The 10,965-nt window shown below is 58.4% G+C and carries 5 protein-coding genes and 6 pseudogenes; 7 read left to right on the forward strand and 4 right to left on the reverse strand.

From position 1 onward, the window contains the following. Window positions 1-170: 170 nt before the first annotated feature. The gene (locus ATY75_RS24750) at window positions 171-2,780 is read right to left on the reverse strand and encodes a hypothetical protein (protein WP_088939576.1); all 2,610 of its coding nucleotides are present in this window, start codon (window positions 2,778-2,780) and stop codon (window positions 171-173) included. Between the two features lie 323 nt (window positions 2,781-3,103). Here ATY75_RS24750 and ATY75_RS24755 point away from each other — a divergent pair, with 323 nt between their 5' ends. The 5 genes and pseudogenes from ATY75_RS24755 to ATY75_RS24780 form a co-directional block, all read left to right on the forward strand. Beyond that, on the forward strand, window positions 3,104-3,313 hold the full coding sequence (locus ATY75_RS24755; protein WP_004672578.1) for a hypothetical protein: 210 nt from the start codon (window positions 3,104-3,106) through the stop codon (window positions 3,311-3,313). A 145-nt stretch (window positions 3,314-3,458) separates the two neighbouring features. Continuing rightward, window positions 3,459-4,024 (forward strand): annotated as a pseudogene (locus ATY75_RS24760) (DUF6088 family protein). Next, window positions 4,017-5,034, forward strand: a pseudogene (locus ATY75_RS24765) (nucleotidyl transferase AbiEii/AbiGii toxin family protein). The pseudogenes ATY75_RS24760 and ATY75_RS24765 overlap by 8 nt, the downstream one beginning before the upstream one ends. Window positions 5,035-5,835: 801 nt before the next feature. Then, window positions 5,836-6,192: pseudogene (locus ATY75_RS24775) on the forward strand (DUF1007 family protein); the annotation flags it as partial. 64 nt (window positions 6,193-6,256) lie between these two features. Continuing rightward, window positions 6,257-7,141, forward strand: a pseudogene (locus ATY75_RS24780) (hypothetical protein); the annotation flags it as partial. A gap of 138 nt (window positions 7,142-7,279) precedes the next feature. On the opposite strand, the gene ATY75_RS24785 reads toward ATY75_RS24780, so the two are convergent. Beyond that, window positions 7,280-7,597, reverse strand: coding sequence for a tyrosine-type recombinase/integrase (locus ATY75_RS24785; protein WP_245317630.1), 318 nt, complete (start codon window positions 7,595-7,597; stop codon window positions 7,280-7,282). A gap of 45 nt (window positions 7,598-7,642) precedes the next feature. Between ATY75_RS24785 and ATY75_RS34180 the strand changes: the two are divergent. Continuing rightward, window positions 7,643-7,742: pseudogene (locus tag ATY75_RS34180) on the forward strand (transposase domain-containing protein); the annotation flags it as partial. Window positions 7,743-8,002: 260 nt separating this feature from the next. Here the strand turns inward: ATY75_RS34180 and ATY75_RS24790 are convergent. Together ATY75_RS24790 and ATY75_RS24795 are read right to left on the reverse strand one after the other, a co-directional pair. Then, window positions 8,003-9,124, reverse strand: a complete 1,122-nt coding sequence (locus ATY75_RS24790) for a saccharopine dehydrogenase family protein (RefSeq protein WP_088939577.1) — start codon at window positions 9,122-9,124, stop codon at window positions 8,003-8,005. A gap of 453 nt (window positions 9,125-9,577) precedes the next feature. Continuing rightward, window positions 9,578-9,964 carry an ectoine synthase gene (locus tag ATY75_RS24795; RefSeq protein ID WP_088939578.1) on the reverse strand — a complete coding sequence of 129 codons (387 nt, stop codon included), beginning with the start codon at window positions 9,962-9,964 and terminating at the stop codon, window positions 9,578-9,580. Between the two features lie 829 nt (window positions 9,965-10,793). Here ATY75_RS24795 and ATY75_RS34185 point away from each other — a divergent pair. Then, window positions 10,794-10,965, forward strand: a pseudogene (locus tag ATY75_RS34185) (helix-turn-helix domain-containing protein); the annotation flags it as partial.

The following is a 10,965-nucleotide window of genomic DNA, read 5'->3' on the forward strand; positions in this document are numbered from 1 at the left end:
TTACGTTAGGCATAAGATCGACCTTTGCGTGATAATTCAAGCCCGATCGCGACATCGCGGTTGCATAAAATGCAGCGGCCTCGCGCCTGGAGATCAAAAATCACATTTTTACCGAGGGGTCGCAGGGTATTTCCCAGGCTGTGGCGGTCATCGTTGCCGCCCCTCTGCCTCTACCAGATGAATGACGGGTCTGGCCCAAATTCGAGATGCACGGACTCGCCGGTGTAGCGTTCAAGCTTCTCGTTCAGCTGCTTTTCCATTTTGTCGAGCTTCTTCACGCCATTGGCCATATCCCACAGGCCAAGCGCTAGCCCGACGGCCGAGGCAACGAGGCCGGTGACCAGTCCGGCCGCGGCAAGCCCGGCTTTGGCGGCGTTGCTGAAGATGGTCACGACTTCCGGCGCCACCGTTCCGAGGCCGGAAAAGGCGCGGGACATGGCATTGGTCAGATAAAGCATCGCCTCGGAGAAACCGATCAGCGCGTTGCCGGTGCCGGCAATGCCGCCGATGATTTCGAGCGCGCCCTTGGCGCGGTCGCCGGCCTTCATCGACCGCGACGCCGAATAGAAGCCGAGGCCGGCCATGGCGAGACCGCCGGCTGCGCCGAGGATCTTGCCTGCCGCTTCCATCGTCTTCGGCGAGAAGCTCATGGAGATACCCTTGCCCCAACTGCCCGGCTCATTGCCGAAGGCGCTGAACGGCTTGCCGGCAACGTCGAGGTTCTTGCCGAGCCCCTCCATCGTCATGCCGACGATCTGCGTCGCCGAGCCGACCGCGGCGGCGATATCGGCCGGCGTCCACTTGCCGCCGACGCCGAGGCCGCGCGCCACCAGCACGCTCGACATCGTCAGCATCTGCACGGCGTGCACCAGACCGGCCTTGTACACCTCGGCATCGATGCCGGCAGGTGTCCGGGTCTGGCGCGGCAGATCGAGCGAATCCTTGAAGGAGGCAAGCGCATCGTCGAGCTTCATACCGCCGCGCACCATGCGCAAAACGCCGTCGACGTCGCGTGCTATGTCCTGTGCCAGGTTCTGTTTCAGCGTCTCGCCGCCATCGGCCGGGCCGTTTTTGCTGATGAAATCCTCGGCGAAGGTGTTTGCCAACTGGCTGATGGCGTCATTCGTTGCGCCGGGCACGAAGGTGTCATCCGGACCCGACAGCAGCGGCTCGAGATCGACACCCTGGCCGTCGCCGATATAATGTTCCTTGATGATATTGGCGAAGGTGACGTTCGCGGCGTCGAGATGCGCATCGATATAATCCTGGGGCAGGAGATCGACGAGCGTGTTGAGTTCGGAATAATAATCCTTCAGGGCATCTTCGAAGCTCTTGCCGGCGCTCAGCGCCCGGTCGATCGCCTTGCCGCCGCCGATATCGATCAGATAGGCGTCTTCGATGTTGGTGAGCAGATCGGAATTCTCCGGGCGTTGCAGATATTCCTTCATGCCGCTCGCGAAGATATCCGAGAGATGCTGCTGCGTCGCCGGATCGGCCGTCAGCTTTTCGATCCGCGCATGGAGGTCCTTGCCGACGCGCTCGCCATCGGGCACGCTGTCGCCATACTGGTTCATATAGCCATTGAACTGCTGTTTGATCTCGATGAGATCGTAGAGCAGCGTCGCCTTCTGTTCCGGCGTCAGCTGGTCGAGGTGGTCCATGTTGTCGGGCGCGACGAAATCCCGGTTCACGTCCTTCACGGCGTCGCCGAGAATGCCGTATTTGAGTTCGTCGAGCTTCTTCAGCGTCGGCTCATAGGCGGTCGAGGGAGCGTAGCCGCGCAGCACCTTGCTTTCCAGGATGTCGTTCTCGTCGATCGGGCGCTCCACGACCGGCTCGATGGCGTCCGAGCCCGACATGACAAGGTCCATCTTCTTGAGGCTGGATGTCAGATAGTCGCTGTCGATATAGGGCAGATCGAGACTTTGGATGATCTTGCTCCAGCCATTGTCCTTGGTGGCGAACATGCGCTCGGCGATCCAGGCGTCGCCACCGCTGCCGGCGAAGAAGCGCCCGCCATCTGAGCCGTTGGCGGCAATGCCCTTGCCGGCCAGCCCGGTGCCGATCATGATTGCCGCCATGACGTCGTTGAACGAATAGCTGGCGAGATTGCTGGAGGGCAGCGGCGAGAAATTCTTGTCCCACTCCGGATTGGCCGGCATCTTCGAGACGAGGCTGGCGCCCATGACGAGCCCTTCGAGCGCGGTCTGTACCGCGTGGCGGTAACCCCAGACCTCCTTGCCGCCGGGAGCGCTCAGGCGCGAGGTCAGACGCTCCAGATTGCCGGCGAGATCGCCGATGCCGATTTCTCCGGCGCCTACCTTGTCGAGCAGCGGACCGAGAAGCGCCTTGACGTCGGCCTTGAACTGATCGCGCACCTCGGGGCTGTCTCCCCCGTAAAACTGGTTGGCCATCGCCTGGATGGTCGGGTTGAACAGGTGGGTGATGTTGTTGGGAACGGTGCTGCCGAATTCGGAAGCGGCAACCTTTTTCAAACCGTCCAGGTCGATCTTGAGATCGTTGCCCGGGTCGGTTTCGGGCGTGCTCACCTTTGCATCGACCAGGATCGCGGTGGCGCCGCTTTTGCTCTGGGTAAATCCGACGAAGCCCCGCGCAGCGGAGATGTCGAGTGCCTGCCCGTTGCCGCTCGGCGCGATCTTGCGTATTTCGCCGGCGTCGATGGTTTTTGTCGATGCAGAACGGCCAGTCACGTCTTTCTGGCCGAGGTCCACGACCAGGGTTTCGACCTCTTTCGATCCGCTGCCAACACGTTCCAACATGATTTCGTCACTCCTGATCGACGGCCGCACCCTGAACGGAGGCCCGGAAAGCCTCGTTAGGTCAGAAGTTTTTCAGTGATATGACAAATGGGTGCTATCGGAGCGGCAAAATTGAACCATTGACCCCCACATAGCGCTTCCAAATTATACCGCAGTACAAATGCTGGTGACACCGCAGTCGCCAAGGTGCGGCGCAATAGAGCACGCTCCCGTAGGGAATGCGCTCACGAGACAGATCGAAGTCGGTCCTCGGGCTCGGTTTTCAGACTGCATTGTCCGGCAAATCGGTATAAGCCGTCCTCTCGAACAAATCAGGGGACAACATGGAAACCGTGGAAATCAGCAGCCGCAGCGACTTCGGCCTTTGGGCAATTGAGCGGGCGCGGGAAATCGTAACGTCCGAGGGAACTGCTTTTGCGATGGCCGCTCGCGATATGGACGACGAGGCGCTTGCAAACGCTGCAGCCGCGCTAGGCAAGGCCATCAGCGATGCGATGGTGGAAGTGTTTGACGGCCTGATAGATGAATCGTGATTGTGAAGAGACAGCGGGTCACTGACCGATAAAAATTGGTCAGCACCGTCCGGGCTCGCCGTCTTCCCCTCTCATTGCAAACTGTCAGAAACTTGCATATATTTCTGACAAGAGAAATGCCATGCAAAAGCTGACATAGCAAATCATGGGACATGCTGAACGACTGCCGGAAGGATCCGCGCTTTCGGCAAAGAGTTTTTTGCATCTCGGAAATCGAGCCGCCCTGGATCAGGCTCTGTCGCGCCTGGCCGAGCGTGGCGAGCTCGTCCGGGCGGGCCGTGTATCATCTATATGCGGCCCGTCAAAAGTCGCTTTGGCAGTCGGCCGCCGACGGTCGCCGTAGAGGCGGTGGCGCAGCAGCGCGGTGAGGTCATCGTCTCGAATGGCGCCGCCGCGGCAAATGCCCTGGGCCTGACCTCCCAGGTCCCGGTCCGCTCCGTCTACCTGACATCCGGCCGTAGCCGGACGATGACCCTTGGACAGCAGACGGTCGAGCTCAAGCACGTGCCGCGCTGGCAATTGGCCTTGGCCGATCGACCTGCTGGCGTGGCGGTCCGCGCACTTGCATGGCTTGGGCCGGAGAGGGCCGATGAAGCACTGTCGCGGATCAAGCGAAAGCTGCCGCCAGACGCGTTCGGCGAGCTGGTGGCGGCGGCTCCGCAGTTTCCGACCTGGCTTGCAAGAAGCGTAGGAAAGGCTGCGCATCGCTGATCTGTTTCTGACCTTGTCAAAGGATAACCGACGCGAAGCCTTGGCGGTGGCGGCCGACCGCACCGGACGGCCCATTCATCTCCTCGAAAAGGATGTCTGGGTCGTCTGGACGCTGCAGACGCTCTTTTCGTCCAAGCTCGGTGAGCATCTCGTCTTCAAGGGCGGCACCTCGCTTTCGAAAGCCTACGGTGTCATCAAAAGGTTCTCCGAGGATGTCGACCTGACCTACGATATCCGCGCCCTGGCGCCGGACTTGGTTGGCGACAATGACGAAGCACTGCCGAAAACCCGCAGCGAGGAGAAACACTGGACCAGCGAGGTGCGAAAGCGGCTTCCGGTCTGGGTAGCGGGCTCGGTGGAGCCGGTTATGGCGCGTTGCGCGTTCAATCTCTTCCGGCGGCAATCCGCCTCGAGGACGATACGCTCTACCTCGACTATGAAGCGGTGAGCAGCGGATCCGGCTATGTCGCCCCGAGCGTCATGCTCGAATTCGGAGCGCGGTCGACCGGCGAGCCGGCCAGTATCCGCGATATCGACTGTGACGCGTCGGGCCAGGTTGATGGTGTCGAATTTCCGAAAGCGAGTCCCCGCGTCATGCACGCGGAGCGGACGTTGTGGGAGAAAGCGACCGCCATCCATGTCTTCTGCCTGCAGGAGCGCCTTCGCGGCGATCGTTTTGCCCGCCACTGGCATGATGTCGTCCGGCTGGACGATGCTGGTTTCGCCGACAAAGCATCCGCGGATCGGCAACTCGCCAATGCCGTGGCGAAACACAAATTCATGTTTTTTGCGGAAAAGGCGGCCGACCGCTCGCCCATCGACTACGCCGCAGCCGTCAACGGCAATCTGGTTCTGACGCCTCCGGAGAAGGTCTGCGTGCGCTCGGCGAGGATTACGCGCGCATGGTCGACGACGGCCTGCTGCTCGGCGATTCCGAGCCGTTCGAGCACCTGATCGAGCGATGCACGCAAATTCAGGCGCATGCCAACAAAAGCGACGCGTCAAAATAAGCAATTGCCGGCCCACAGCCGCACCCTGCCCATTACTGTGAGTGCCCTGTCACCGACGCGGTTTGGCTTCGCGCCAATTATAAGGCGTTTGCTCGTGGCAGGCACCCTTGATGTGATGAGAGTGAAGCTCGGACCCGGTTATTCCGGCTCCGGCCTCGGCGAGGATGTGGCCAAATACCGCACGGGTGCGGGTTCGTTTGAGGAAAGTTGCGCCACGTAAAATGAAGATCCGGTGTGTTTGCAGTGAAGGCATTCAAATTCCCAATTTGAATCTCGCCGGAAGCCCGAGCAAGCTCAAAATCGCTGACGCGAGAATCGACACGGATGTTCCACTTGCCGCAACGGCACGTTCTCGCGCCAAGTGCCGTCCTCCCACTGGCGCGCCGCACGCTTGATTGGCTCTATTCCCGCAGGGGGGGGTCGACAAGACGAAGGTCACTTCTTGGCGTCCAGCGGATCGACGTCGCCTTTCATCAGGAAGGCCGCAATCTCGACAGGGCCAGCGCGCGCGGGCGTGACGATGATTTTTGCCATCGCCTTGTCTGAATGAAGATGCGTCGAAGCCGGCTGTGCTGCCGCAGCGATAGGCGCGCGGTGGCGGCGTGAATCGCCAAGTTGCCGCAACGGCCAGCACGAGGAACTCGACCAACGTCTCGGCGGCGAAATAGCGGAAGGTGCATTCCGGTAAACCACGGCGATCGAAACTTAAATCCGTCGCAATCTTCTCGACACTCACGTAGCATGAGCCTCGCGAACAAACGCCGCCACGCCACTATGGCAATTTCACTTCTCCTCCTCGGGATGCCGACTAACACGTTCGCCCATCCCCATATCTTCGTTGATGCAAAATTCGAGGCGGTCGCGGCGCCCGATGGAAGCCTCCAGGAGCTGCGCGACACATGGCAGTTCGATGAGGTGTTTTCGTCGTCAGTGCTGCTCGACTACGACAAGAACCGCAACAATGCCCTCGACCCTGCGGAAGTTGCTGCCGACGCCAAAACAGTCCGGGAGTCGCTTGCGCAGTACAACTATTATATGAACATCACGATCAATGGGAAAACACTCGCGCTTGCGAAGCCGGACATCCTACATGGGACCTATGAGAACGGCTCCCTCACCCTGTCTTTCGCACAGAAGCCAATGGCCAAGACGCCGCTCAAAGGATTGATTGTTTTCGGCGTTTATGATCCGACACTCTATACTGCTCAAGAGTTCGCCTTTCCCGGCTTGGATAGCAGACTACGTCGGCGACGGGAAAGGCCAGATCACGCGCGTGGTTCTGGTGCGGGCGCGGAGGTTATATCTGGAGAAGGTCGCGGAGGGAACGGTCAAGAACGCCTGTTACTTCGCAATGGATGCGACACGACCCAACGATCTGACAGTTGGCCGGTTCTACGTGATCTGCGAGGCGAAGCAGTCGTTTCGGGTGATCTCGGCAGGGCATGGTGGCGGCCTCAACCTCCCTGGCGTGGTCAACTTCTCTAACGGCCGGGAATGCGCTAAGAATTTTGGCAACGCGCTGGACTCAAACTTGACCGCCGGTGGCGCGTATCCGACAAGCGAGATCAAGACCTCGTTCAAAGGCTATTATCTGGCGCCTTCTAACAGAGAGGCGGTTTTGACCCGCTCGTTTGTTCAATTCGATGGGATCGGCGATACCGCCAACGCCAGACAACGCGCCATCGGCGGGCATGCTGCGGCGCTCGTCTCTGGGATCTGCATGCAGAAAAAGCCGGAGAGCCCATATGCCGATCGGAAAGGCTATGTCCCTGTCGGGAAGTTGGTCACCTATGCGGGCGGGCGAAGCGACGGATGCACCAGCTGGTCGCCGGAAGAGACCCCGGAAGTCTTGTCGATGGTCAAGGATAATCCGACGACGCTCTATATCTACCCGGAGGCGCGCGACATCGCCGCGGTCGGCCGGGCAACGACATCGGGCAAGTCGCCAGTAAGCGCTGGATCATACTGGAACGCTACCTGCCTTGGCGAGATCGGCTCTCCGCAGTTCTGGCCGAAAGAGCGGCTGGAGCCGATCATCGCAAGATATAAGCAGGATCATCCAGCACCACCGCCGCGTCCAATTCCCCTCTGCCAAGCATCCAATTGAAAAGCGGGTGGCATCTGAGAAAACGATCGTCGTTTTGAATGTCACCTTTAGCTTTGACGACCAAAGTCCTCTGCGTATAACATTGCTACAGCAGCCTCCTCGTCGCCGCCAATGCTTGGAGCACACTGAGATGGATGCTCATTGGACACCTCCCGGCCAGGGTAGGGTCAGTTCACGCAGCTTCTCAATATCGAGCTTGGCATAGATTCTTGTACTGTCGATGCTTCGATGGCCGAGCAGTTGGCCGATCTCGGCAAAGCTGGCGCCCGACCGCAAAAGGTCGGTCGCAAGGCTGTGGCGAAAGAGGTGAGCACCTTGGTGCGCATAGCCGTCAATGCCTGCCAGTTCGAGCGCCTGCTTCGCGATCATTGTGATGGCGCAGCCGGAGGCAAATCCCACGTGCGGCGCAAGTGTTCGCAAGAAAACGGCGTCGACACGCCGAAGCGGGCCGCCCATGCCGGATTATAAGCGACGATCGCTGTTCCGACGTCGTGACGCAGCAGCGCCAAGCTCAATGACCTCGATCCACAAGCGTGGCTCGCCGATGTGCTCGCTCGCACCCGACACCTCGATCAGCAGGCTCGAACAATTGCTCCCCTGAAATTGGCAGCCACCGAAGTCCCTACAACCCTACAACACCCTAGCCGGATGGTTACGGAGTTTCAGAAATCCCAACCGACATGAAATGTCGAGCTTCTGTGCATCACCCCATCGACGCCGCCGTTCGTGACCAAGAATTCCACGCGCATCGCGAGCCTCGCCTAAGACACCTCGCAAACGAGTCGTAAACACGTGTCTTAAGCCATCACAACTACAGCCGGCAGTCGACCGTCACCGGTGACAAGGGCCGTTAAAGTTCACCTAGTCCATCGGCAGGACCTCTAAGTCCAGCTTCAAGCGCAGGGCCTCCGGGTCATAGGCCCGGCCAAACCGGTTGTTCAGGAAGTCGGGCAGTGCGACCTCTTCTTGCCGAACGACGCCATTCTGAGGCAGCTTTCCGTCGGCCAGAAGGTCAAGAACCGTTGTGATGCCGGCGGCGGTCGTGATCTGAATGGAGCTCATCGCTTTACCCGCCACCACGCCAGAGTAAACCTTGTTGGCATAGGTCTCCTGCAAATAGCGACCGTCTTTCCATCCGCAGACGGTGACGAAGATGACCACAACGTCTTGCATCGTAGCAGGCAGAGCGTTCTCGAAGACGTCTTTCAGCAGGTCTCGGCGATTCTTCAGATTGAGGTCATTCAGCAGAGCCTTGATGATCGCCTGGTGACCGGGATATCGGATTGTCCGATAGTTCATATTGCGGACGCGGCCTTCGAGCGTCTTGGCCAGGGTGCCCAGACCGCCGGATGTGTTAAAGGCCTCATAGGTGATGCCATCCAAGGAGAATTCTTCCCGTTCCTCCAGTGCAGGGACCGTGACGAATTTGCCCTCTACAATAGCTTCGCACGGTTCAATGTATTCGTTGATCAGACCATCCGTGCTCCAGGTGAGATTGTAGTTGAGAGCGTTGGACGGGTATTGCGGCAGTGCGCCGAGGCGCATCCGAACGCTATCCAGCGTGTCGAAACGCTTTGCGAGGTCATTGGCAACAATCGAGATGAAACCGGGAGCAAGACCGCACTGAGGAATGAAAGAAACGTTGGCGCACTTGGAAAGCTCTTCGACCTTCTTTGTCGTTGCGACATCTTCCGTGAGATCGAGGTAGTGAACGGAAGCTTCCAATGCGGCCTCGGCCACTTTGCCGGTCAGGTTAAATGGCGCCGCGGACAAAACGGCGAATTTTCCCTTCAGCAACTTTACGAGCTCAGTCTTGTCGGTGATGTCGACTACCTTACTCGAAATCGCAGTATGCTTGTCGAGCTTATCTACCTGCGCCTGATCGCGATCTGTTACCACGACGGTGTAGTCGTTCGTCGCAGCCAACATCAAAGCGATAGCGCCGCCAATCTTGCCTGCGCCAATGACCACTACATCCTTCATATCAGTTCCCTTGCAACTATCCACCTTCTGCGATCGCGGACGTAGTTCATATCAAGATTGTCACCAGCGCCGTTTAAAGATTTATCAAAAGTGGCGGCACCTGAAGCGGGTGTCTCTTCCAAGTTCACGACATGAGGCTCCCTGATATTTTGGAGTTGCAAAGCAAAGATAGCAAGTCGATGACATTCATGCCGTGCCCACTGATCATAGCCCGGAATATGCTATTTTTTGCCAATCCTCAAAGTTGCACTCGAGGAGATATATCTCCTCAAGCAACGAAGTCAAAGCGCGGCATCTTGCAAGTACTTGTTTGCGGACGCCGCGCAATATCACTGATCGCGACGTTCGGGATAGTCGGCTAGCAACTTCGATAATGTCCCAGATTGCGTTCTGTCTAGGACACGTTCGCCATGAGGCATGGCATCAAAGAGGTCCGAGTTACGGCCGCCTTACTCAGTATGCTGAACCCGACTGGTCATTGAGGTCGTGGCGCTCTATCCCCGTGAGCGGCGGGTTGAAGATGCTGACGAGGATCAGGTCTCGGTCGCCGCCCCCGCGCAAATAGTGCTTGTCGTGCTTGTCGAGCACATAGATGTCGCCTGGGCGGACCGGATAGACATTGCCCTCCATGTCCTCAACCTCGCCCTCCCCGGCGATGCAGTAGCAAGCCTCGGGATGGTTGCGGTATTGAAGCAGCGACACGGTGTTCGCCCTCACCACCGTATGGCAGACGGTGAAGCCCATGCCGTCCTTTTCCGTCAGCAGACGGTGGCTAGTACCGCTGCCCCACTCCACGAAGTGATCCGTAGCTTCGACGTCCAGTAGGCTGCGCACAAACATCGCGTTCTCCTCATGTCAGAAGATTTCAAAGTTGCCGTAATCCCAGTTCAAATATTCCTTCCTATCTGGCAGCATTTCGCAATCGCCTCACGATGGCAGTCCGATACGGCGAGATCGCCCAAGGCGTATGCAGTTACGGGCAGCGACTGCCGCTTCTGATGATCTCCTTTCTACTAAACTGCTTCGAACAGGCCCGCGCCGCGTCCGGGCATGCCTCAATGGCCTCCAGTCTTGTAACGGCCCTCAGCGAGCTGCTTAAGCGTCTGACGCATTGCTTTCCTTAGTGATTGCGGAATCAACGGTGGACGGCTCCGGACTCGCAATTGGCTGTTACAAAACTTGTGCCAATTTAGTGGTCGAGGCCGAGAAGAGTGATTCTGACGGCTCTTCAGCTATTTAAACTAGGGTTGACCATGAGATTTGGCCATACAAGCCTATGTTGCGGACCCGACAGTACCAACACAAGATGTCGGATGTCGGTCAAGCAGATGCTCCACGACTATGTTACCGTCGGAGAAAGGGAAAAAGATAAATCGCATAGAGGCCGATTTGTCTGGCCGGCGCGTGCCGCCGCATCTCCCAGGCCTTTTCGCCGGCGACGCGGCGGACGATCTGTTCCACCCATGCCATGCCTTGCCGGTCGTCGACAAGATATTCCGTGGTAGATCAAGTTTCTGAATGAAGGCAAGTTTCGCCGTCATGCTGAGGTTGTTGTCGAGAGATGCCTGGCCAGCATCACCGCTCATCGTATTGATGTCAGGCGAAATGAGAAACTGACCCCCTAACGAAATGAAGAACTGCCCCCTCGTGTGACAACGAGGAGAGATGGATGACAAGTGCGATTTCAGCGCATCCTGCATCGTGGGGAACGATACAGGGCGAAGATATGCTTGAGGCAGATGAGGTGGTGGCAATGTTGCGGCTGCACGAGCTTGGTTGGGGTGCCAAGCGTCTATCGAAGGAATTTGGATGTGCTCGCAACACTGTCCGTCGATATCTTC

It is taken from the genome of Rhizobium sp. N122 (genome assembly GCF_002211295.1).
Classification (GTDB): Bacteria; Pseudomonadota; Alphaproteobacteria; order Rhizobiales; family Rhizobiaceae; genus Rhizobium.

Bases quoted from the DNA above. Each gene is read 5' to 3' on its own strand.
- ATY75_RS24790 (WP_088939577.1), bottom strand. From the start codon at position 9,124: ATGAAGGATGTAGTGGTCATTGGCGCAGGCAAGATTGGCGGCGCTATC.
- ATY75_RS24795 (WP_088939578.1), bottom strand. From the start codon at position 9,964: ATGTTTGTGCGCAGCCTACTGGACGTCGAAGCTACGGATCACTTCGTG.
- ATY75_RS24785 (WP_245317630.1), bottom strand. From the start codon at position 7,597: ATGGGCGGCCCGCTTCGGCGTGTCGACGCCGTTTTCTTGCGAACACTT.
- ATY75_RS24750 (WP_088939576.1), bottom strand. From the start codon at position 2,780: ATGTTGGAACGTGTTGGCAGCGGATCGAAAGAGGTCGAAACCCTGGTC.
- ATY75_RS24755 (WP_004672578.1), top strand. From the start codon at position 3,104: ATGGAAACCGTGGAAATCAGCAGCCGCAGCGACTTCGGCCTTTGGGCA.